Below are 21,833 nucleotides of genomic sequence, written 5' to 3'. Positions count from 1 at the left end.
TCAGCGAATGGCAGCAGCGCGCATTGGCGCATCCAGCCCCACCAAGGTTTCGATCATTGCCCGTGCCGCCGGCGACAGCCGGTAACCGCTGCGGCTGACCACCCCGCAGCGTACGCTCAGCACCTCCAGTGCCGGTGGCAGGTTGCGCCAGTGCAGGCGCACCAGTCGCCCGCTGGCCAGGTCGTCGGCCACGGCCTCTTCGCTGGCTGTGCCCACGGCATCGCTGGCCAGCACCACGCTGCGCAACACCGCCAGGTGCTCGGTCTGCAGGTGCGGAATGAAGTCGCTGCGCCCGCTCAGGTTGGCCAGGCGCTTGCGCACGCCAGGGGCGAGCAGGGCACTGGCCAGGGGGTAGGCGAACAGGTCGTTGGTCGACAGGCTGTCCTTGGCCAGCAGCGGGTGACCGGGGCGGCAGAAGAATAGCCCAGGGCGCGGGGTGAGCGGTTCGGTGTGGAAATTGGGGTCGGCTTCGAAGGGGCGAATGTCGTCGACGAAAAACTCGATCTGTTCGCGGCGCAGGGCCTGGCCCAGGCGCTCGGCGTTGTCTACCACGAGGGCCGTACGGATGCCGGGGTGGTTAGCGATGAAATGCTGCAGTGCTTGCGGGACCAGGCGCACGGCCAGGGCCGGGCCGCTGCCGAAATGCAGTTCGCCAGCGTCCAGCTTGGTCATCTGCAGCACTTCGTTGCTCAGTTGAGTGGCGCCCTGCACCAGGCGGCGGGCGTGCTGCAGTACCACCAGACCCTCGGGTGTCGGGGGCAAGGCTTTGCTGGCGCGGTCGACCAGGGGGCAGCCGAAGGTTTGTTCGAGGCCTTGGATGGCCCGGCTGAAGGCAGGTTGGGTGATGCCCATGGCTTCAGCGGCGCGGACGAAACTGCGGTATTCGGTGAGGGCGATGAAGTAACGCAGTTGGCGAAGGTCCATTTCGAGGCTCTGAGGCGGAACAAGGCTCGATTTAAGCGATTGTTTTTTATGTCGTCAAAGAAGGTTTTTTGATTTGTTTATGCTTATCGGTTATTTGATGAGGCATCTGGCCTATTCGCGGCTAAAGCCGCTCCTACAGGTATCGCACAGGTTCTGAAAACGGTGCGGCAGCTGTAGGAGCGGCTTTAGCCGCGAAGAAGCCAGTGCATTCAAAGCAGATCCAGGGGGTAGCTCACGATCAACCGGTTCTCATCGAACGCGTTGGTGCTGAAGTCTCGGCGCATGGTGGAGTTGCGCCATTTCACCGACAGGTCCTTGAAGGTGCCCGACTGGATCACATAGGCCAGCTCGCTCTCACGCGCCCATTCCTTGCCGTCGGTCACGCCACCGGCGGTGACATTGTCGCCCTTGATGTAGCGGTTCATCAGGGTCAGGCCGGGAATGCCGACGCTGACGAAGTTGAAGTCGTGGCGTACCTGCCACGAGCGCTCCTTGGCGTTGTCGAAGCTCGAGTTATAGCTGTCGTTGGCCAGGGTGCCGCCGCTGGTGCCGTTGACCCGCAGCCAGGCGTTGTCGCCGCTGACCTTCTGCAGGCCGACGTAGAACGTGTTGCCCTTGTAGCGCGCCGACAGCATCGCCGAAGCGGTTTTGTTATCCAGCTGGCCTGCGCGTTCCGCGCCATCTTCCTTGCCCCAGAAGTAGCCCAGGTTGGCACCCAGGGTCCATTCGCCCAACGGCTGGCTGTGCACCAGGTTCAGGTACTGCTGACGGTAGATGTCTTTGAGCTGGGCATCCCACAAACCGATCATGGTGCGCTTGTCATTGAAGGTGTATTCACCGCCGCCGAAGTTGAAGCGGTCGGAGGTGAAAGCCGCGCGGCCGTTGAGCGACATGTCTTCCATGCTGGCGTCGTTGCGTGGGCTGTTGCCGCGGAACTGGCCGGCGTACAGGGTCAGCCCTTCGATTTCCTTCGAAGTGAGCTGACCACCGCGGAAGGTCTGCGGCAGCGAACGGCCGTCGTCCGAGCGCAGGATCGGCAGTACCGGCATCCATTCGCCGACCTTAAGTTCCGTCTCGGAGAGTTTGGCTTTAAAGGCCACGCCCAGGCGGCCGAAGTCGTCGGCAGGGCGGCCGTCATCATGCACTGGCAGCAGCTGGGTGTTGGCGGTGCCTTTACCGCCATCGAGCTTGATCGAATACAGGCCCAATACGTCCACGCCGAAGCCAACGGTGCCCTGGGTGAAACCGGAGCGGGCATCGAGGATGAAGCTCTGGGTCCATTCTTCGGCCTTGCCTTGCGGGTAGGCCGGGTCGACGAAGTTGCGGTTGATGTAGAAGTTGCGCAGGTTGAGGCTGGCCTTGGCGTCCTCCATGAACCCGCCATTGTCGGCGGCGCATACAGGCAGGGCGCAGGAAATGGCCAACAGGCCGGGCAGCAGCTGGCGTGCGGGTTGCGAAGTGCTCATCTGTCGTAAATCTCTTGTTTTTATGGTCGAGCCGGAACGCTGCAGGATGCGGCCTGCAGGTGCGGGTCTTTTGATGAACTTGCGAAGTGTTGCGTGAGGGATGGTGCGGGGCAGGGCGGGGGTGAGGCAATTCGCCGCAAACGGTATTGGGCGATAATCGAACGCTATGTTCCGGCTGGTTAATTTGGCCCAAGAAAAAGCCCAGCGCGAGGCTGGGCTTGAGGCTGTTGCCGGTCGATCAGCGCTTCGGTATGTCCACCGAAGCCTGCTGGTTGGCCTGGCCAGTCTGCTCGTACCAGCCACCGCCGAGTGCCTTGTACAGGTTGACCTCGCTGGTCAGCTGCGAGAGGCGGTCGGTGATCAGCGACTGCTGGGACGAGTACAGGTTGCGCTGGGCATCGAGGAAGGTCAGGTTGCTGTCGATACCGATGCGGTAGCGGCGTTCGGCCAGGCGGTAGTAGTCCTGGTTCGCCTGCACCAGGTCGCGTTGCGCCTGCAGCTGCTCTTCGAAGGTCTTGCGCGCCGCCAGGCCATCGGAGACTTCCTGGAAGGCCGTCTGGATGGTCTTTTCGTACTTGGCGACGTTGATGTCCTTCTGGATCTTCGAGTAATCCAGGCTCGCCTTCAGGCTGCCGGCGTTGAAGATCGGCAGGTTGATCTGCGGCTGGAACAGCCAGGTGCCCTGGCCGCCGGCGAACAGGTGACCCATGTCCGGGCTCAGGCTGCCGGCATTGGCGGTCAGGCTGATGCTCGGGAAGAACGCTGCACGGGCCGCACCGATGTTGGCATTGGCGGCCTTGAGCAGGTGCTCGGCTTCCTGGATGTCCGGCCGACGCTGGAGGATCTCGGACGGCAGGCCAGCCGGTACTTCGGCCAGTTGGTCAGCATTGAGCTCAAGCGGCTTGGCCATGTCGGCCGGAATGCCGGTGCCCAGCAGCACGGTCAGGCTGTTGACGTCCTGGGCGACCAGGCGCTGGTACTGCGAGTACTTGACCCGTGCACCTTCCACGGCAGTGCGCGACTGGCTGACGTCGAGCGCCGAGGCCACACCCACTTCATTGCTGCGGCGGGTCAGGTTGTAGCTTTGCTCGTAGGTTTTGAGCGTCTCTTCGGTGAGCTTGAGCAGGGCCTGGTCGGCCTGCCAGGTGTAGTAGGCGTTGGCCACGCTGGCCACCAGGGCGATCTGCGTGGAACGGCGCGCCTGCTCGCTGGACAGGTAGGTTTCCAAGGCCTGCTCGGTCAGGCTGCGGACGCGGCCGAACAGGTCCAGCTCATAGGCGCTGACGCCCAAGGTGGCCGAGTACTGGCTGGTGATGCCGGATTCACCGGTTTGCGACATGTTCGCCGGCACGCGCTGGCGGCTGCCGCTGGCGGTGGCCGAAACCGCCGGGAACAGGTCGGCACGCTGGATGCGGTACTGGGCGCGGTAGGCGTCGATGTTCAACGCGGCCACACGCAGGTCGCGGTTGTTGACCAGCGAGGTCTGGATCAGCTGCTGCAGTGCCGGGTCGTGGAAGAACTGGCGCCAGCCCTGTTCGGCGGCGGCGACTTCGGCCGATTGCGTCGGCGAGTACGCAGGGCCTTGCGGCCACTGCGCAGCCACCGGCGATTCCGGGGTCTGGTAGTCAGGGATCAGCGAGCAGCCGCCCAGAATGAAAGCGGTTACCGCCAGGGACAACAAAGACTTGGTCATTGCCCAGCCTCATAACGTGGAGTTTCAGGGGTGTCGTGTTTTTCCGGCTCTTTGCTGCCGAACAGCGACGACACTGCGACGAAGAATAGCGGTACCCAGAAGATTGCCAGCACGGTCGCACTGATCATGCCGCCGATCACACCGGTACCGATGGCGTGTTGGCTGCCGGCGCCGGCGCCGCTGGCGATGGTCAACGGTACCACGCCGAGGATGAACGCCAGCGAGGTCATGATGATCGGGCGCAGACGCATGCGGCACGCTTCGATGGCCGCGTCATACAGGCTGCGGCCCTGCTCGTGCAGTTCCTTGGCGAATTCGACGATCAGGATCGCGTTCTTCGCCGCCAGGCCGATGGTGGTCAACAGGCCGACCAGGAAGTACACATCGTTGGACAAGCCGCGAAGGCTGGTGGCGATCAGTGCACCGATGATCCCCAGTGGCACTACCAGCACGACCGCGATCGGAATCGACCAGCTCTCGTACAGCGCAGCCAGGCAGAGGAACACGAACAGTACCGAAAGGGCGAACAGCGCCGGCATCTGCGAGCCGGAGAGTTTTTCCTCGTAGGACATGCCGGTCCAGGAGAAGCCAATACCCGCTGGCAGTTCGCCGGCAATGCGCTCGACTTCGGCCATGGCCTCACCGGTACTGTAGCCCGGAGCCGGGGCACCGAGGATTTCCATCGCTTCTACGCCGTTGTAACGCGACAGCTTCGGCGAACCGTAGGTCCATTCACCCTTGGCGAAGGATGAGAACGGCACCATCTCGCCGGCGCCGTTGCGCACGTACCACTTCTGCAGGTCTTCCGGGCTCATCCGCGAGTTGGGTTCACCCTGGATGTACACCTTCTTGACCCGGCCACGGTCGATAAAGTCGTTGACGTAGCTGGCACCCAAGGCAATCGACAGGGTGTTGTTGATGTCGGCGATGGTCACGCCCAAGGCGCTGGCACGTTCGTCATCGATGGTCAGCTGGTATTGCGGCTCGTCGTTCAGGCCGTTCGGGCGCACGGCGCTGAGGATCTTGCTCTGTGCGGCCTTGGCCAGGAACTGGTTGCGCGCTTCCATCAGCTTGGCATGGCCGACGCCGCCGCGGTCCTGCAGGAACACGTCGAAACCGGTGGCGTTACCCAGCTCCAGTACCGCAGGCGGTGCGAAGGCGAACACCATCGCGTCACGGAAGGTAAAGAAGTGCTGCTGGGCGCGCTGGGCCAGGCCGAACACGCTGTTCTCCTTGGAGCGTTCATCCCACGGCTTGAGCATGATGAACGCCATGCCCGAGCTCTGGCCGCGGCCGGCGAAGTTGAAGCCGTTCACGGTGAAGACCGAGGATACGGTGTCGGCTTCGTCTTTGAGCAGGTACTCACGCATCTGGTCGACCACCACCTGGGTGCGCTCGGCACTGGAGCCAGCCGGGGTCTGCACCTGGGCGAAAAGAACACCCTGGTCTTCTTCAGGCAGGAACGCGGTCGGGATGCGGGCGAACAGCCAGATCATGCCGACCACGATCAGCGCATAGGCCAGCAGGAACGGCACCTTGTTGCGCAGGATCGCGCCAACACTGCGCTCGTAACCGTTGACGCTGTGGTCGAAGTTGCGGTTGAACCAGCCGAAGAAGCCACCTTTGGCGGTGTGGTGCTCGCCTTTCTTCAGCGGCTTGAGCATGGTTGCGCACAAGGCCGGGGTGAAGATCAGCGCCACCAGCACCGACAGGCCCATGGCCGAGACGATGGTAATGGAGAACTGCCGGTAGATCACACCGGTGGAGCCGCCGAAGAACGCCATAGGCAGCAGTACCGCCGACAGCACCAGGGCGATACCCACCAGGGCGCCCTGGATCTGCTCCATGGAGCGCTTGGTGGCCTCCTTGGGCGGCAGGCCTTCCTCGGACATCACCCGTTCGACGTTCTCCACCACGACGATGGCGTCGTCCACCAGCAAGCCGATAGCCAGGACCATGGCGAACATGGTCAGGGTGTTGATGCTGAAGCCCGCGGCAGCAAGGATGCCGAAGGTACCCAGCAACACCACCGGGACGGTCATGGTGGTGATGATGGTGGCGCGGAAGTTCTGCAAGAACAGGTACATCACCAGGAACACCAGGACCACGGCTTCGATCAGGGTGTGGATCACACCGCTGATCGATTCGGTGACCACCGGGGTGGTGTCATACGGGAATACCGCTTTCACCCCAGGCGGGAAGAACGGTTCCAGGTCGGAAATGGTCTTGCGCAGGGCCTTGGCAGTGTCCAGGGCATTGGCGCCGGTGGCCAGTTTTACCGCCAGGCCGGAAGCCGGCTTGCCGTTGAACTGTGCGCTGACCGCGTAGTTTTCACCGCCCAGGCCGACCTGGGCAACATCACCCAGCCGCACCTGCGAACCGTCGGTGTTGACCTTGAGCAGGATCTTCTCGAACTGCTCGGCGGTCTGCAGGCGGGTCTTGCCGATGATGGTGGCGTTCAACTGGGTACCCGGCATGGCCGGCAGGCCGCCGAGCTGGCCGGAGGACACCTGCACGTTCTGCGCGGCAACCGCGGTCTTGACGTCGACCGGGGTCAGCTGGAACTTGTTCAGCTTGGCCGGATCGAGCCAGATACGCATGGCGTACTGTGCACCGAACACCTGGAAGTCACCCACACCGGCAGTCCGCGAAATCGGGTCCTGCATGTTTGAAACGATGTAGTTGGCCAGGTCGTCCTTGGTCATGCTGCCGTCTTCGGACACCAGGCCGATCACCAGCAGGAAGTTCTTCACTGCCTTGGTGACGCGGATACCTTGCTGCTGCACTTCCTGCGGCAGCAGCGGGGTAGCCAGGTTCAGCTTGTTCTGAACCTGGACCTGGGCGGTGTCAGGGTTGGTGCCCTGCTCGAAGGTGGCGGTAATGGTCATGCTGCCATCGGAGTTACTTTCCGACGACACATAACGCAGGTTGTCGATACCGTTGAGCTGTTGCTCGATGACCTGCACCACGGTGTCCTGCACGGTTTGCGCCGATGCGCCCGGGTAGGTCACGGCAATGGCGATGGCCGGCGGCGCGATGCTCGGGTACTGGTTGATCGGCAGCTTCAGGATCGACAAGGCGCCGACCAGCATGATCACCAAGGCGATCACCCAGGCGAAGATCGGGCGATCGATAAAGAACTTCGACATGGTTTACTCCGCTTTGGCGTCTGCTTTGGCTGCTTTGGCCTGATCAGGGCTGTCTGGCTTCTTGACGTTGGTGGCGTCGCTGACCTTGACCTCGACGCCTGGGCGTACGTACTGCAGGCCTTCGGTGATCAGGCGGTCGCCCGGGTTCAAGCCTTCCTCGATCAGCCAGTCGCTGCCCAAGGTACGGCTGGCCTTGAGCTGGCGCAGTTCGACCTTGTTCTCCTGGTTGACCACCAATGCGGTCGGCGCGCCCTTGAGGTCGCGGGTCACGCCCTGCTGCGGGGCCAGGATGGCGTTGGCGTTGACCCCGGCCTTGAGCCGCGCGTGCACGAACATGCCAGGCAGCAAGGTGTGATCAGGGTTGGGGAACAGCGCACGCAGGGTCACCGAGCCGGTGGTCTCGTCGACCGCGACTTCGGAAAACTCCAGGCGGCCTTCCTGTTTCAGCAGGCTGCCGTCTTCCAGCACCAGTTGCACCGAGGCGGCGTTGTCGCCGGCCTTCTGCAGCTGGCCGCTTTCCAGGTCACGGCGCAGCTTGAGCAGCTCGGCAGTGGACTGGGTGACGTCGACGTAGATCGGGTCGAGTTGCTGGATGGTGGCCATGGCGTTGGTCTGGCCATTGCTCACCAGGGCGCCTTCGGTGAACGAGGAGCGGCCGATACGGCCACTGATCGGGGCGAGGACCTTGGTGTAGCGCAGGTCGATCTGCGCGCTTTTCAGCGAAGCTTCGGCCTGCAATCGTTTGGCACTGGCATCGTCGTATTCCTGCTTCGATACCGCCTGTTCGTTGACCAGCTGCTTGTAGCGCTCGGCCAGCGACTTGGTCGACTGGAGGTTGGCCTGGGCATTGGCCAGGGTGGCTTCGTACACGGCTGGGTCGATCTGGTACAGCTGCTGGCCTTCCTTGACGTCGCTGCCTTCTTTGAACAGGCGCTTGAGGATGATGCCATTGACCTGCGGTCGCACTTCGGCGACGCGGAAGGCCGTGGTACGCCCTGGCAGTTCCGAGGTCAGGGTGAAGGCTTGCGGCTGGATGGTAACGACGCCGACCTGAGGAGCCTGCGCTGCGGGCGCGGCTTCTTCTTTCTTACAGCCACTTAGCAGGGTTGCCAGGGCGACGGCGGAAACCAGAGCGGTAACGGCTGGCTTGAATTGCATGAGGATCCTCGGGTCGCAAGAGCAGGGAGACGCTCAAGAGTAATGGAAGAGTCTTGTCAGAAAAAAACTATCCGGTGGATAAATAGCTTGCTAAGGAATATACTTACATTCATGGTTGTTTGTAAATACCGCTGGGTAGTACTTGGCTACTACCGCAGCCTTTGATTAGCCCATCCGGGAGGCACCCTGCAGAGGTGACCCCGGCGGATTCCCCGCGAGCGCAGCGCAGCGGGCCCAGATGAGGTTGTACTGCCATGGTCCGTCGAACCAAAGAGGAAGCCCAGGAGACTCGCGCCCAGATCATCGAGGCAGCGGAAAAGGCCTTCTACAAACGCGGGGTTGCGCGAACCACCCTGGCCGACATCGCCGAGCTGGCGGGCGTGACCCGAGGTGCGATCTACTGGCATTTCAACAACAAGGCGGAGCTCGTGCAGGCGCTGCTCGACAGCCTGCATGAAACCCATGACCATCTGGCGCGAGCCAGTGAAAGCGAGGACGAACTGGACCCGCTCGGCTGCATGCGCAAGCTGTTGCTGCAGGTGCTCAACGAGCTGGTGCTGGACGCTCGTACCCGGCGTATCAATGAAATCCTGCATCACAAGTGCGAGTTCACCGATGACATGTGTGAAATTCGCCAGCAACGCCAGGGTGCGGTGCTGGACTGTCATGTCGGCATCGACTTGGCCTTGGCCAATGCCGTGCGCCGCGGGCAGTTGCCAGCGGAGCTGGATGTCGAGCGTGCATCCGTGGCCCTGTTCGCCTATGTCGATGGCTTGATCGGGCGCTGGTTGCTGCTGCCGGACAGTTTCGATCTGCTGCGCGACGTGGAAAAATGGGTCGACACAGGGCTGGATATGCTGCGCTTGAGCCCTGCATTGCGCAAATGACACTTTGTTAAGGATTGTGAGGAAGTGTTTCCCTCGTCTATTAAGTGAGCATTAATAGCTTTCGGCAAGAGTAGCCTTCAACGGCCGCGCAATTGCCGGTCCGGCAGTGCCAGAGCTGCCAGTAGCCCCAGCAGCGCAATCCCCGCACTGCCCAGCAGCAGGTGACGGAACGTCTCCAGCAGCCTCATCTGCGTGTGCGGATCCGCCTCGCCTGCCTTCAGGCTCCCCAGCAACGGGTTGCCCAACAACTCGAAACCACCCTGTTGCAGCAGTGCCAGCAGCAGGCTGGACATGCACGCCACGCCCATGGCTCCGCCCAGCGAGCGGAACAGGTTGGTGGTGCTGGTGGCCACGCCGATGTCCTTGCTTTCCACGGCGCTCTGCGTACCCACCAGCGAGGTCGGAAACTGCAGGCCACAGGCGATACCGGTCAGCAGCATGAACACAGCACTGAGCATAGCTGACTGCGGCGGGGTGATGGCCATGGCGAAGATCGCCACGGGCATCAGTACGGCGCCTGCCAGGATCTGTGGCTTGAAGCGCCCGGAGCGACTGGTCATGCGGCCACCGGTAAAGGCACCCATGGGCAGGCCCATGGCCAGCGGCAGCAGGTGCAGCGCGGCGCTGTCGGCACCGGCGCCGGTGATGCCCTGGTAGCGCAGCGGCATCAGCATGGTCAGCGAGATCGACTGGAAGCTGGCAAAGAAGATCACTGCCCAGCACAGCACGGCGACCCGGTTGCCGAACAGGCCCATGGGCAGCAGCGGTTCCTGGCAACGCCGCTCGTGGCCGATGAACAAGGCCAGGCCAAGCACCGCGCAGGCGAACAAGGCCAGCACGGGCGGTGCAGTCCAGGGCTGGCCCTGGCCGACCAGGGTGATGCCCAGCAGCAGGCTGCCCAGACCGAGGATCATCAGTACCGCACCCAGGTAATCGACCCGGGCCTGACGATGCTGTACCGGCATGCCGGCCAGAGCGCGGCGGATCGCCCACAGCGCGACCAGGCCCAATGGCAGGTTGATCCAGAATACCCAGCGCCAGGACAGGTACTCGGTCAGCCAGCCGCCGAGCACCGGGCCGGCCACGCTGGCCACGGCATACATGCTGCTGAAGTAGCCTTGGTAACGGCCGCGTTCACGCGGTGGCACGAAATCGCCGATGATTGCCTGGCTGACCGACACCATGCCGCCAGCGCCGATGCCTTGCAGCACGCGCGCCATGACCAGCTGCTGCATGTCCTGAGCCAAGGCGCAAGCGATCGAGGCCAGGGTGAACAGGCTTATGCCGGTGAGGATCATGCGCCGCCGGCCATACAGGTCGCCGAGCTTGCCGTAGATCGGCACCGCGACGGTCATCGCCACCATGTAGCCGGAAATCACCCAGGCCAGCAGGCCGACGTCGTTGAATTGCGCCGAGATGGCCGGCATGGACACGGCGACGATGGTCTGGTCGAGGGCGCCGAGGAAGATCGCCAGCATCAGAGCGGTCAACACGTTACGCAGAACGGTCGGGGGCAGGGCAGCGGTCACGGGTATACCTTGTCTGGGAGGGTGACGCGGATAGCGGGATTGTAACCCGAGTTAGGTAGCTTCCTATGTACTATTTGCATCCCCTATGCAAGATCGGCATTGGCGCATTCATCCAGCGCTGCATGGCCGCGTGATATCGTTGGTATGCCACAGAGGCTGAAAGCCGCGGCCCGCACCAGCTTGGTGCAGCATTTTGCCGCAGGGCTGCACGCCGCTGTCTCCCACACCTTTTATTCCTCTGCCTGCATGTCGAGCATGACCGCCCAGATGGCGACGGTTGGAACAGGTCAGGTAGACCCGATTCAGGGGTCGGTAGCAACCGTTCAATTTCTACATATATAAGCGGAGTGATCATGCCCAAGGCTTCCCACCAAGATCTGCGTTTTGCCTTCCGCGAGCTGCTCGCTTCAGGTTCCTGCTACCACACCGCCTCCGTGTTCGACCCGATGTCGGCACGCATCGCTGCCGACCTGGGTTTTGAAGTCGGCATCCTTGGCGGTTCGGTGGCTTCGTTGCAGGTGCTGGCGGCACCGGACTTCGCCTTGATCACCTTGAGTGAGTTCGTCGAGCAGGCCACCCGGATTGGCCGCGTGGCGCAACTGCCGGTGCTGGCCGATGCCGACCACGGTTATGGCAATGCGCTCAACGTCATGCGCACAGTCATCGAGCTGGAGCGCGCCGGCGTGGCTGCGCTGACCATCGAAGACACCCTCTTGCCTGCCCAATTCGGGCGCAAGTCCACCGACCTGATCTCGGTCGAGGAGGGCGTGGGCAAGATTCGAGCGGCCCTGGAAGCGCGCGTCGACTCGTCGCTGTCGATCATCGCCCGCACCAACGCCGGCGTGCTCACTACCGAGGAAATCATCGTTCGTACCCAGAGCTACCAGAAGGCCGGTGCCGACGGTATCTGCATGGTCGGGGTAAAGGATTTCGAGCAGCTGGAGCAGATTGCCGAGCACCTGACCGTGCCGCTGATGCTGGTGACCTACGCCAACCCTAACCTGCGTGACGACGAGCGCCTCGCTCGCCTGGGCGTGCGTATCGTGGTCGACGGCCATGCCGCCTATTTCGCCGCGATCAAAGCCACCTATGACTGCCTGCGCCTGCAGCGCGGCCGGCAGAACAAGTCGGAAAACCTCAGCGCTACCGAGCTCTCGCACACCTACACCCAGCCCGAGGACTATATCCGCTGGGCCAAGGAGTACATGAGCGTCGAAGAGTGAGCGGCGTGGCGCCGTTCAACTAACGGACGGCACTCAAGGTTGCGGTGTGTGGCACGCAGTGCTCATGCTCGCAACTGTTGGCTGCACTGGGCTGGCTGCGAAGCAGCTCGGCGCGCCAGCAGGCCGAGCCGTACAGCGCTGCGACCGCGGTCAGGGCCATGACCAAGGCGACTCTTCTGGACTTGATGCCCATGGTGCTCACCTCCTGTTACTGCGACAGGTGACGCTGTAAGCATAGTCAATACAAATCCCGGTCCCACTCCGGTTCGTCCTTGAACCGTTGCACCAGAAAATCCAGCATGCTGCGCAAGGTCGCCGGCATATGCTTGCGCGAGGTGTAGACCGCGTTCAGGTTCAGCTTCCGTGGCCGCGCTTCGGGCAGCAGACGCACCAGGGCGCCACTGCGCAGCGCCGTGGCGGCCTGGTAGGTCGGCAGCATGGCAATGCCGGCACCTGCCAGCGTCGCGTTCTGAAGGGTCATGACCTCGTTGGCGCTGATGTTGCCTTGCACCGGCACGGCGATCTGCTGGCCGCTCACCTCGAAATGCCACAGGCTGTGGCCGAAATAGGTATGGGTCAGGCAGTTGTGCTGGCTCAGCTGCTCGACCCGTTGCGGTGTGCCGTGCTCGCGCAGATAGGCGGGCGTTGCACAGATGACCGAGCGGCACACGGTCAGGCGCCTGGCGATCAGGTTAGGGTCCAGATCATTGCTGGTGCGGATCGCCAGGTCGATACGCTCATCCACCAGGTTGACCGTGCGATCAAGCATCTGCAGTTCAACCTTCACGCCTGGGTAGCGCCGTACATAATCGGCTACGGCACCCACCAGCTGCGCCTGCCCAAACGAGGTACTGACACTGATACGCAGGGCGCCCTTTGGCGCATCTTGCGGTTGTTGCACGGCGGCCTGCAGGTCGCCGGCCAGTTCCAGCAGCTGACGGCAGCGGGGCAGGGTTTCCTGGCCGGCGGCCGTCAGGCTGAGCTTGCGCGTGGTGCGCTGCATCAGCCGTGCGCCCACCCAGTCCTCCAGCTCGGCCAGGTAGCGCGACACCACAGGCCGCGACAGCTGCAGGTGGTCTGCTGCTGCCGATTGGCTGCCGAGGTCGACGACAGTGACGAAAACGCGCATGGCGTTGAGACGGTCCATGATTTGCCCGATTTCAGAAACAAACTATGTCTGAGCATCGCATTTTTTGTCACGTATCGGGCAACTAAGCTGTGTGCATCCGTTGTTCAACTGCTGGAGAACCAACCCATGAGCAAGATCGCAATCATCGGTGCCACCGGCCGTGCCGGCAGCCAATTGCTGGAAGAAGCCCTGCGCCGTGGCCACAGCGTGGTGGCCATCGCCCGAGACCCCTCGAAGCTGCAAGGGCGTGATGGCGTGACCATCCGGGCGCTGGATGCCAAGGACAGTGCCGCCCTGCAGCAGGCGGTCGCGGGTGTCGATGCGGTGTTGAGTGCCGCGCACTTCTCCACCCTCGAACCCCACGCCATCATCGAGCCGGTCAAGCGCGCCGGAGTCAAGCGCCTGCTGGTGGTCGGCGGTGCGGGCAGCCTGCTATTGCCTTCCGAGCACCGGGTGATCGACAGCCCGGACTTCCCTGAAGCCTACAAGGCAGAAGCCACTGCCGGCGTGCGTTTTCTCGACGTGCTGCACCAGGAGCCGACGCTGGACTGGGCCTTCCTGTCGCCGTCGGCGGAGTTCGTCGAAGGTGAGCGCAGTGGGCACTACAAACTCGGCAAGGACCACCTGCTGATTGGTGAGGATGGCAAAAGCTGGATCACCTTCGCCGACTTCGCCATTGCCATGCTCGATGAGCTGGAAAACCCTGCGCACTCGCGCCAGCGCTTCACGGTCGGTTACTGAGGCGACTGCTGCTCATGGACTGGCCTGGCTTTCCAGCCAGTCCATGAGCTCTACCAGCCCCTGCGGCAGGCTCTTCGCCTGGCTCACCAGGTAGTACCCTTTGCCGGTCTGTACCTTCAGTGCAAACGGCATGCACAGCCGCCCCCCACGCAAGTCATCACCGATCAGCGCCCAGTCACCAATCGCCACGCCAGTCCCTTGGGAGGCCATGGCCATTGCCATGTCCAGCGTTTCAAAATGCTGCTTCGGCCCTTGAGCCCCCAGCAACACGCCTGCTGCTTGCAGCCACAGCCGCCAGTCATGTTCATCCCGGGACGGGTGCAACAGCATATGGCGCCCCAGGTCCTGGATCTGTTGCAGCGGAACCGGCCCATTCAACAGCGAAGGCGCGCACACTGGCGTCAGTTGCTCGTCGAACAACTTGCGCACCCGCAGCCCGTGGTTCGGTGCATCGCCATAGACCACGGCGGCATCGAAACCCTCACGGCGAAAGTCTACCCCATGCTGCACCGTCGTGGTCAGCTCGACCGGCACGTCGGGCCGCAGCGCCTGCCATTCCATCAGCCGCGGCAGCAGCCAGCGCATCACGCAGGTCGGGGCCTTGAGCTGCAAGGTGGCGCTGCGCCCGCCCACTTCGCGCACACCTTGTTCGATCAGGCCGAAGATCTGCTGGACCCGTGGCAACCAATCCTGCCCTTCGCGGGTCAGGCTCAGGCCGCGGGCCTGGCGCTGGAACAAGGCGTAGCCCAGGTGTTCCTCGAGCCCAGCGATCTGCCGGCTGACGGCGCCCTGAGTTATGTGCAGCTGTTGCGCTGCACGGGTGAAGTTGCAGTGCTGGGCGGTGACCAGAAACGTATGCAGGGCGGGCAAGGGTGGTAGCCGTTTCATTGCGCTGAGCCATGATTGCAGGACATGGCTAGTATGTGTTTTTTTGCATTGTGGCGGTAGCGCTGCCTTGGGTCCAATGGGCGCAGATTCCAACAAAATCCAAGGTGAAATCCGATGGCAACCTGCGGCGAAGTACTGGTCAAACTCCTTGAAGGCTATGGTGTGGACCATGTCTTCGGCATCCCCGGCGTACATACCGTGGAGCTCTACCGAGGCCTGGCAGGCTCGTCGATCCGCCATATCACCCCTCGCCACGAGCAGGGCGCGGGGTTCATGGCTGATGGGTATGCGCGTACCCGTGGCAAACCAGGCGTGTGCTTCATCATCACCGGCCCGGGCATGACCAACATCACCACCGCCATGGGCCAGGCCTATGCCGATTCGATCCCGATGCTGGTGATCTCCAGCGTGCAGTCGCGCGATCAACTGGGCGGTGGCCGCGGCAAGCTGCATGAGCTGCCGAATCAGGCGGCACTGGTATCGGGTGTGGCGGCATTCTCGCAGACGCTGATGAGCGCTGATGACCTGCCACAGGTGCTGGCGCGCGCCTTTGCCGTGTTCGACGGCGCGCGCCCGCGCCCGGTGCACATCGAGATCCCGCTGGACGTGCTGGTAGAGCCCGCCGATCATCTGCTGCCTGGCCGCCCTGTGCGCAGTGCCCGCGCCGGCGCTGCACCGCAGGCGGTGGCCGCCATGGCCGAGCGCCTGGCCAAGGCACGCCAGCCGCTGATCCTGGCCGGTGGCGGTGCACTGGCGGCAGGTGCGCCGCTGGCACTGCTGGCCGAGCACCTGCAGGCGCCGGTGGCGCTGACCATCAATGCAAAAGGCCTGTTGCCGGCCAGCCACCCGTTGCAGATCGGTTCGACCCAGTCGCTGGTAGCCACCCGTGAGCTGGTTGAAGAGGCCGATGTAGTGTTGGCGATCGGCACTGAACTGGCTGAGACCGACTACGACGTGACCTTCAAGGGTGGCTTCAAGATTCCAGGTAGTTTGCTGCGCATCGACATCGACCCGGACCAGACCGTGCGCAACTACCTGCCTGAGCTTGCGCTGGTCGCGGATGCCAAGCTTGCCGCCCAGGCCGTGCTTGATGCCTTGCGGCAGCTGCCGGCGCCGGTGCATGTCGAGGGCTGGGGCGTTGCCCGTGCGCAGCGTTTGCGCGAGGCGTTGGCGGCGAGCTGGGATCAGCCGACGCTGAGCCAGACGCGCTTGTTGACTGGCATTCTGGAGCGGCTGCCCGACGCCATCCTGGTCGGTGATTCGACCCAGCCGGTGTACACCGGCAACCTGACCCTGGACATGCAGACGCCCCGCCGTTGGTTCAATGCGTCAACCGGCTACGGCACCTTGGGTTACGCCCTGCCTGCTGCGATGGGCGCCTGGTTGGGCTGCGCGGAAAAAATCAGTGAGCGCGCACCGGCAGTTTGCCTGATTGGTGATGGCGGCATGCAGTTCACCCTGCCGGAACTGGCCAGCGCAGTGGAGGCGCAGGTACCGCTGATCGTCCTGCTGTGGAATAACCAGGGCTACGAGGAGATCAAGAAGTACATGGTCAACCGGGCCATCGAGCCGGTCGGTGTCGACATCCATACCCCCGACTTCATCGGTGTGGCGCGGGCGTTGGGCGCCGAGGCCGAACATGTGGCCGATGTCGAGCAACTGCAGGCTGCGCTGGGAAGGGCAGTGGAGCGCAAGGGGCCGACGCTGATCGAGGTTGACCAGAACCAGTGGCAGGCCGCGGTCGCGGGCTGATATCAACCCGCGCTGGCGCGCAGCCTCGCCACATCTCGGATCGGTGGCGCGCCATACAGCCGGCTGTACTCGCGGCTGAACTGCGACGGGCTTTCATACCCCACCCGATAGCCCGCCACCGCCGCTTCCAGGCCATCGTTGAGCATCAGCCGGCGCGCCTCCTGCAGGCGCAGTTGCTTTTGGTACTGCAGCGGGCTCATCGAAGTCACGGCCTTGAAGCGGTGGTGCAAGGTCGAGGTGCTGAGGTTGACCTCGCGCGCCAGATCCTCGATGCGCAGCGGTTGCTGGAAGTTCTGGTTAAGCCAGGTGATGGCCTGGCACACCCGGTGGGTCTGGCTGTTGGCCAGGGCGATTTCGTACAGGCGATAACCCTGCGGCCCACGTAGCAGGCGGTAGAGAATTTCGCGACGAATCAGCGGTGCCAGCATGCCGATGTCGCGCGGTGAATCAAGCAGGCGGATCAGCCGCAGCAGCGCGTCGAGCAGCTGCGGATCGGTGCGTTCCACATACAGGCCGCGGCCGGAGGGCAGGTTGGGCACCAGCATCGGGCCGCTCTCTGCGATCAGCTGGCTGATTTCGGCCGGGTCGAGGTCCATGCGGATGCCAAGGCTGGGGTTTTCCGGGCTGGCGTCCAGCCTCACGCCGCTCAGCGGCAAGGTCACCGATACCACCATGTAGTGCAACGGGTCATAAGCGTACTGTTCGTCGCCGAGGAACAGGCTTTTGCTGCCTTGTGCCAGGATGCACAGGGCGGGCTGGGCCAAAGTCGGCACCGAACGGACGTTCTCGGTGTAGCGCACCAGGTACAGGTCGTCGATGGCCGAGGCGGGGCCATGGGGCTCACCGGCATGCTTGCGAATCAGCTCGGCCAGTTCCTGGCGTTGTACTTCCAGAGTAGGGTCGATGGACGGGGCGGTGGTCATGATGGCTTTCCTCTGCTGACCGACGCAGCATAGGTTTGGGCAATGACGGGCGCTAGTCGAAAGCTGCACGTCGATTGCCTGATCCTGCCGCGCTGCAGGATCAGGCAATCGGTGAGCAGAAATGGCCTAACGCGCCGCGCGCGCCAGCCCCTAACCTTGGCAGCCTGGTTTTTCCGCCCGCTTGCTTCAAGGAGATCGTGCAATGACCCAACGACAACCGGTCACTCATCTGGCTTTCATCCGTGCCAGCAGCGGTCGATCCGCTGAACTAGGCGCCCGCCTGCGCGACCTGCAGGAGCCGTCCTTGCGTACCCCGGGCTGCCTCAGCTTCACCGTGCAGCGCTCCCAGGCCGACACCGACCTTTGGCTGCTCAGCGGCAGCTGGCAGGATCAGCAGGCGATGAGTGGCTACTTCGCCTCGCCCACCCTCAATGTGTTCGGCGAGCTGGTACAGGCGCAGGTCGTCAGCAGTCTCGACTTGCATACCTTCGATTGAACACGGTTAGAATGCCGCCCCTCGATCAACAGGCGGATGGCAGCATGGCACGTAGAGAATTCCCGCATTTCGAAGCGGTTTCGGCGATGGTCCCGGTGGAAGGCGGTGGCTATAACGCCGCCATCGCGGTCAAGGCCCTGGGCATGGGCGGCGCACCGCGCTTTCACAAGGTACTCGACGAGCAAGTGTTCAAAAGCGCCATGGCGGCCGATGAGGCCGCCTGCGCCGAACTTGCACGCCTGCAGGGCGTGGGCGAGGAAGGCGAACTGATCTGGTGATCAGGCCTGTGGGCGAGCCATCTTGAACAGGTTGCCCAATTCGAAGTAGTCCGCCGGGCCACCGCCACGCAGGATCGGTTCGGCGGCAGCGGTATCGTAGATACCGTTCTTCAGCAGGTGCTCGGCAATATGCACTGCCACCACTTCACCCAGGATCAGCCAGCTCGGTACCAGCTCCTGGTCGGCACGCTTGAGCTGGACGATCTGGGTCACCTTGCATTCGAAGGCCACCGGTGTTTCGCCCACACGTGGCACCTTGACGATATTCGATGGCACCGCTGTCAGGCCGCTCAGTTCGAACTCGTTGACATCGGCGGCGACGGCCGCGCAGCTCTGGTTCATCTGCTCGGCCAGTGGCCGGGTAGCCAGGTTCCAGACGAATTCACCGGTCTGCTCTATGTTGTTCAGGCTATCTTTGCGCCCGACGCTGCAGAAACCGATGATCGGTGGAATGTAGTTGAAGGCGTTGAAGAAGCTGTACGGCGCGAGGTTCAGTTGGCCGTCCTGGCTTTGCGAGGAGATCCAGCCGATCGGGCGCGGGCCGACGATGGCGTTGAACGGGTCGTGGGGCAGGCCGTGGCCTTTGGCGGGTTCGTAGTAATACATCTGGCTAGATCCTGAGAGCGAGGCGCCTAGTGTGCCAAGCCTTGGTCCGCCTGGAAATGATCAAGCCCGGCCAAGGCCGGGCTGGTAGCGCGCAACAGCGATCAGCTGAGGCGGTGAGCGTTGGTGCGGTCGAAGCCGTCTTCGGCGAAGCGTTGGGCACCGGTGTGATCGAAACCGTCTTCAGCAAAGCGTTGGCCGCCCGTGCGGTCGAAACCATCTTCAGCGAAGCGTTGTGCGCCAGTGTGGTCGAAGCCGTCTTCAGCGTAGCTGGCCGATTGGGTCTGTGCGGCGGCGAAGCTGTGGGCGTCGGTGCGGTCGAAACCATCTTCGGCGAATGCGCCAGCAGCGAATACCGAGAGGGCCAGGGTAAGGATCAGTTTGCTTTTCATGGTCGTTGCTCCTTTGAGGGCGAGAGGTTGTTTGTTTCTATGGGTTTGATAGTACGCCGATTAATTTGATTAAAAAGCGCAAAAAATTGGGTTTAAAGATCGAATAAGTAGATGTGTATGACCGTAGGCGGAGTTAATCAGGGGTGCTGCTGCCACCTACTTGGGGGTTTCAAACACAAGGCGAGTGCAATGCTTCGCCAGCGATTGCAGAGTGAGGGAGTGGGATTAATCGAGAGTTAAGAACGAAAAATCTTAATTTGTAACAGCGTATGACGCTTTTTTCATATATCGCCAACCGATTTTTCAGGCGCTGCTCAGCACCATCGCCCACACCTAATTCCGGAGCGGTGAACAATGAACAAACTTCCGCAAATCACTCTGGCCTTCTGGGTCATGAAGATCTGCGCCACCACCCTTGGCGAAACAGCTGGTGATCTGCTGTCGATGACCCTCAACGTTGGCTATGCGGTCAGCTCGATGGTGCTGATCAGCGTGTTCCTCGTCACGTTGCTCGGTCAGCTGTTTTCGCGCCGCTATCACCCGATGCTGTATTGGCTGGTGATCCTGTCCACGAGCACGGCCGGCACCACCATGTCGGACTTCATGGATCGCACCCTGGGCCTGGGCTATGCCGCGGGCTCGGCGATTCTCATCGGCATCCTGCTGCTGACCTTCCTGGTCTGGCGCTTGAGCGGCAACCCGCTTGACGTCACCCGCATCAAGAACCGCACCGGTGAGATCTACTACTGGGTCGCTATCCTGTTCTCCAACACCCTGGGTACCGCGCTGGGTGACTACCTGGCGGATGACTCGGGGCTGGGCTTCGCCGGTGGCGCACTTTTGGTCGGCAGCGCCATCGCCCTGGTGGTGTTGGCCCGCTACTGGACGCGCATCCCGGGCGTGGTGCTGTTCTGGGTGGCCTTCGTGCTGACCCGTCCGTTCGGCGCAACCCTTGGCGACGTCCTGACCAAGCCGCACGAGAAGGGCGGGCTGGACTTCGGCACCATCGGTTCTTCTGCGGTGCTGGGTGGCGTGCTGCTGGTGCTGGTGCTGATGGCGACCTGGTACCAGAAGCGAGAACCGCGTCAGGTGTTGGAGATGTCCTGATCCCGGTTTTTTTTAAAACAAACGAAAAGGGCGCCCTTGAGAGGGCGCCCTTTTTCGTTACGCAATTACATTTAGTCAGTGGTGATTCGCGAATGCTGCTTGGTGTCCTTCATGGTCGCATACACCAGCAGCGAGCAGGCGATGCACGCCGTGACGTACCAGTAGAAGCCGCTTTCCATGCCGACGCTCTTGAACCAAAGGGCCACGTACTCAGCGGTGCCGCCGAAGATCGACACGGTCAGTGCGTATGGCAGGCCAACGCCCAGGGCGCGGATTTCGGTTGGGAACAGCTCGGCCTTCACCACCGCGTTGATCGAGGTGTAGCCGCTGACGATGATCAGCGCCGCCATGATCAGGAAGAACGCGCCCCACCAGGTCTGGATGGTGTGCAGGGTGCTGAGGATCGGCACCGTGAACAGGGTGCCGAGTACGCCGAAGGCGATCAGGATCGGACGACGGCCGATCTTGTCGGACAGACCACCGATCACCGGCTGCAAGCACATGAACAGAAACAGCGTGGCTGCCGAGATGGTGGTCGAATCGCTGATGCTCATGCCCACCGTGTTGACCAGGTACTTCTGCATGTAGGTGGTATAGGTGTAGAAGGCCAGGGTGCCGCCCATGGTCAGGCCGACCACGGTCATCAGCTCTTTGGGGTGGCGCATGAGGGTGCGCATCAGGCTTTCCTTGGCCTTTTCCTTCTTGGTGAAGGAGGCGGTTTCTTCCATGCCGCGGCGCAGGTACAGGGCAACCACCGCGCACAGTGCGCCGATCACGAAGGGTACACGCCAGCCCCAGGCATACAGCTGCTCGGTGGTCAGGGTCTGTTGCAGGATGATCAGTACCGCCAAGGCAATAAGCTGGCCGGAGATCAGCGTCACGTACTGGAAGCTGGAGAAAAAGCCACGGCGCTCTTTGCTGGCCATCTCGCTCAGGTAAGTGGCCGAGGTGCCGTATTCACCACCCACCGACAGGCCCTGCAGCAGGCGTGCGATGACCAGCAGGATTGGCGCCGCGACGCCGATCGTTTCATAGCCTGGGGTCAGGGCGATGACCAGAGAGCCGGCGCACATCAGCAGTACCGAAGCCATCAGTGCGGCCTTGCGCCCCTTGCGGTCGGCGTACAGGCCCATGAGCCAGCCACCGATCGGGCGCATCAGGAAGCCCACGGCGAAGATCGCGGCGGTGTTGAGCAGTTGGGCGGTGGAGTCGCCAGCGGGGAAGAAGGCCTTGGCGAAGTACAGCGAGAACGCAGCGTAGACGTACCAGTCGTACCATTCGACCATATTGCCGATGGAGCCACTGAAGATCGACTTGAGGCGGCTGGCGGTGGTTTTTTCAGCGGCGGGCGCGACGGCCGCCCCGGCTGGCAGGGAGGTGGCGTTATCCATCAGGGATACCTTCTCGTTGTTTTTGTGGAGCGCGCCGAAGCGCAGCTTGCCAGGGCATTTGCAGAAGGTGTGCCAAATGGGTGCGTGACGATCCAAATGGGGGC

The 21,833-nt window shown here is 62.7% G+C and carries 20 protein-coding genes; 7 read left to right on the top strand and 13 right to left on the bottom strand.

Annotation, left to right across the window (positions count from 1 at the left end; all coding sequences use genetic code 11):
• The 5 genes from APH28_RS08325 to ttgA all read right to left on the bottom strand — a co-directional run bounded on the left by APH28_RS08325 (window position 1) and on the right by ttgA (window position 8,390).
• Window positions 1-924, bottom strand: a complete 924-nt coding sequence (locus tag APH28_RS08325; protein WP_060508476.1) for a LysR family transcriptional regulator — start codon at window positions 922-924, stop codon at window positions 1-3.
• Between the two features lie 209 nt (window positions 925-1,133).
• Window positions 1,134-2,390: an OprD family porin gene (locus tag APH28_RS08320; RefSeq protein ID WP_060508475.1), complete on the bottom strand. Its 1,257-nt coding sequence runs from the start codon at window positions 2,388-2,390 to the stop codon at window positions 1,134-1,136.
• 238 nt (window positions 2,391-2,628) lie between these two features.
• Window positions 2,629-4,083 carry an AdeC/AdeK/OprM family multidrug efflux complex outer membrane factor gene (locus APH28_RS08315; protein ID WP_060508474.1) on the bottom strand — a complete coding sequence of 485 codons (1,455 nt, stop codon included), beginning with the start codon at window positions 4,081-4,083 and terminating at the stop codon, window positions 2,629-2,631.
• Window positions 4,080-7,232 carry a multidrug efflux RND transporter permease subunit TtgB gene (ttgB, locus tag APH28_RS08310; protein ID WP_060508473.1) on the bottom strand — a complete coding sequence of 1,051 codons (3,153 nt, stop codon included), beginning with the start codon at window positions 7,230-7,232 and terminating at the stop codon, window positions 4,080-4,082. Before ttgB ends, APH28_RS08315 begins: the two co-directional genes overlap by 4 nt.
• A gap of 3 nt (window positions 7,233-7,235) precedes the next feature.
• Window positions 7,236-8,390 carry a toluene efflux RND transporter periplasmic adaptor subunit TtgA gene (ttgA, locus tag APH28_RS08305; protein ID WP_060508472.1) on the bottom strand — a complete coding sequence of 385 codons (1,155 nt, stop codon included), beginning with the start codon at window positions 8,388-8,390 and terminating at the stop codon, window positions 7,236-7,238.
• Between the two features lie 254 nt (window positions 8,391-8,644).
• Between ttgA and ttgR the strand changes: the two genes are divergently transcribed.
• The gene (gene ttgR, locus APH28_RS08300) at window positions 8,645-9,277 is read left to right on the top strand and encodes an efflux transport transcriptional regulator TtgR (protein WP_060508471.1); all 633 of its coding nucleotides are present in this window, start codon (window positions 8,645-8,647) and stop codon (window positions 9,275-9,277) included.
• Window positions 9,278-9,354: 77 nt separating this feature from the next.
• Here ttgR and APH28_RS08295 read toward each other — a convergent pair whose 3' ends face one another.
• Window positions 9,355-10,806: an MDR family MFS transporter gene (locus tag APH28_RS08295; protein WP_060508470.1), complete on the bottom strand. Its 1,452-nt coding sequence runs from the start codon at window positions 10,804-10,806 to the stop codon at window positions 9,355-9,357.
• A gap of 353 nt (window positions 10,807-11,159) precedes the next feature.
• Between APH28_RS08295 and APH28_RS08290 the strand changes: the two genes are divergently transcribed.
• Window positions 11,160-12,029 carry an oxaloacetate decarboxylase gene (locus APH28_RS08290; RefSeq protein WP_060508469.1) on the top strand — a complete coding sequence of 290 codons (870 nt, stop codon included), beginning with the start codon at window positions 11,160-11,162 and terminating at the stop codon, window positions 12,027-12,029.
• A 19-nt stretch (window positions 12,030-12,048) separates the two neighbouring features.
• On the opposite strand, the gene APH28_RS28840 is transcribed toward APH28_RS08290, so the two are convergent.
• Together APH28_RS28840 and APH28_RS08285 are read right to left on the bottom strand one after the other, a co-directional pair.
• Entirely contained in the window at window positions 12,049-12,222 is a 174-nt protein-coding gene (locus APH28_RS28840; protein WP_177334243.1) for a hypothetical protein, read from the bottom strand.
• 45 nt (window positions 12,223-12,267) lie between these two features.
• Window positions 12,268-13,176 carry a LysR family transcriptional regulator gene (locus APH28_RS08285; protein WP_060508468.1) on the bottom strand — a complete coding sequence of 303 codons (909 nt, stop codon included), beginning with the start codon at window positions 13,174-13,176 and terminating at the stop codon, window positions 12,268-12,270.
• Window positions 13,177-13,284: 108 nt separating this feature from the next.
• Here APH28_RS08285 and APH28_RS08280 point away from each other — a divergent pair, with 108 nt between their 5' ends.
• Window positions 13,285-13,899, top strand: a complete 615-nt coding sequence (locus tag APH28_RS08280; RefSeq protein WP_060508467.1) for an NAD(P)-dependent oxidoreductase — start codon at window positions 13,285-13,287, stop codon at window positions 13,897-13,899.
• Window positions 13,900-13,911: 12 nt separating this feature from the next.
• On the opposite strand, the gene APH28_RS08275 is transcribed toward APH28_RS08280, so the two are convergent.
• The gene (locus APH28_RS08275) at window positions 13,912-14,787 is read right to left on the bottom strand and encodes a LysR substrate-binding domain-containing protein (RefSeq protein ID WP_060508466.1); all 876 of its coding nucleotides are present in this window, start codon (window positions 14,785-14,787) and stop codon (window positions 13,912-13,914) included.
• Window positions 14,788-14,901: 114 nt separating this feature from the next.
• Here APH28_RS08275 and APH28_RS08270 point away from each other — a divergent pair, with 114 nt between their 5' ends.
• Entirely contained in the window at window positions 14,902-16,539 is a 1,638-nt protein-coding gene (locus APH28_RS08270) for a 5-guanidino-2-oxopentanoate decarboxylase (protein ID WP_060508465.1), read from the top strand.
• A gap of 2 nt (window positions 16,540-16,541) precedes the next feature.
• On the opposite strand, the gene APH28_RS08265 is transcribed toward APH28_RS08270, so the two are convergent.
• The gene (locus APH28_RS08265) at window positions 16,542-17,462 is read right to left on the bottom strand and encodes an AraC family transcriptional regulator (protein ID WP_060508464.1); all 921 of its coding nucleotides are present in this window, start codon (window positions 17,460-17,462) and stop codon (window positions 16,542-16,544) included.
• 202 nt (window positions 17,463-17,664) lie between these two features.
• Between APH28_RS08265 and APH28_RS08260 the strand changes: the two genes are divergently transcribed.
• Both APH28_RS08260 and APH28_RS08255 read left to right on the top strand, forming a co-directional pair.
• Window positions 17,665-17,958 carry a putative quinol monooxygenase gene (locus APH28_RS08260; RefSeq protein WP_060508463.1) on the top strand — a complete coding sequence of 98 codons (294 nt, stop codon included), beginning with the start codon at window positions 17,665-17,667 and terminating at the stop codon, window positions 17,956-17,958.
• An 11-nt stretch (window positions 17,959-17,969) separates the two neighbouring features.
• A complete protein-coding gene (locus APH28_RS08255; RefSeq protein WP_060508462.1) occupies window positions 17,970-18,236 on the top strand; it encodes a hypothetical protein in 267 nt (88 codons plus the stop codon).
• Here APH28_RS08255 and APH28_RS08250 read toward each other — a convergent pair whose 3' ends face one another.
• Both APH28_RS08250 and APH28_RS08245 read right to left on the bottom strand, forming a co-directional pair.
• Window positions 18,237-18,842, bottom strand: a complete 606-nt coding sequence (locus tag APH28_RS08250) for a flavin reductase family protein (protein WP_060508461.1) — start codon at window positions 18,840-18,842, stop codon at window positions 18,237-18,239. It abuts the gene before it with no gap.
• A gap of 101 nt (window positions 18,843-18,943) precedes the next feature.
• The gene (locus APH28_RS08245) at window positions 18,944-19,231 is read right to left on the bottom strand and encodes a hypothetical protein (RefSeq protein ID WP_060508460.1); all 288 of its coding nucleotides are present in this window, start codon (window positions 19,229-19,231) and stop codon (window positions 18,944-18,946) included.
• 354 nt (window positions 19,232-19,585) lie between these two features.
• Between APH28_RS08245 and APH28_RS08240 the strand changes: the two genes are divergently transcribed.
• Window positions 19,586-20,338, top strand: coding sequence for a hypothetical protein (locus tag APH28_RS08240; protein WP_060508459.1), 753 nt, complete (start codon window positions 19,586-19,588; stop codon window positions 20,336-20,338).
• Between the two features lie 71 nt (window positions 20,339-20,409).
• Here the strand turns inward: APH28_RS08240 and APH28_RS08235 are convergent, their stop codons facing one another.
• Window positions 20,410-21,729 (bottom strand): MFS transporter, encoded by a 1,320-nt coding sequence (locus APH28_RS08235; RefSeq protein WP_060508458.1) that lies wholly within the window; start codon window positions 21,727-21,729, stop codon window positions 20,410-20,412.
• Between the last annotated feature and the right edge of the window lie 104 nt (window positions 21,730-21,833).

The sequence above is a fragment of the Pseudomonas sp. NBRC 111124 genome, from assembly GCF_001320245.1.
Lineage (GTDB): Bacteria > Pseudomonadota > Gammaproteobacteria > Pseudomonadales > Pseudomonadaceae > Aquipseudomonas.
The sequence above is the reverse complement of the archived record's forward strand: the minus strand, read 5'-3'. Positions and strand labels throughout refer to the sequence as shown.